Below are 493 nucleotides of genomic sequence, written 5' to 3' on the forward strand. Positions count from 1 at the left end.
TGCGCTGTACGCGACCACCGCGGTCGGCGCGCTGTGCTTCCTGTCCTCGCTGTACGGCGACAAGACCGTCTATCTCTGGCTGCTCAACACCTCGGGGATGACGGGCTTCATCGCCTGGCTCGGCATCGCGGTCAGCCACTACCGCTTCCGCAAGGGTTTCGAGAAGCAGGGCTTCGCCCTCTCGCAACTGCCGTATCGCTCGCGGCTGTTCCCTTATGGACCGATCTTCGCCTTCGTGCTGTGCCTGGTGATCGCGCTCGGTCAGGATTACCAGGCCTTCCTGTCGAACCGGATCGACTGGGTCGGCGTGCTGGCCACCTATGTCGGCATCCCGCTGTTCCTGCTGGTTTGGCTCGGCTACCGGCTGCTGAAGAAGAGCCGCTTCGTGCGCTACGAGGACATGGAGATCGCGCCCTGGCTCGAAGGCGGCGCGCATCGCGCGGCGCGCAGGCAGGGCAGCCCGGCCGAGACGGCCTGAGGCTTGCTTTACGAC

1 pseudogene is annotated in these 493 nt (G+C 65.5%); it reads left to right on the forward strand.

From position 1 onward, the window contains the following. Nucleotides 1-478 (forward strand): annotated as a pseudogene (locus FQ755_RS12855) (lysine transporter); the annotation flags it as partial. Nucleotides 479-493 lie beyond the last annotated feature (15 nt).

The organism is Paraburkholderia sp. BCC1885, from assembly GCF_900996235.1.
GTDB lineage: Bacteria > Pseudomonadota > Gammaproteobacteria > Burkholderiales > Burkholderiaceae > Paraburkholderia.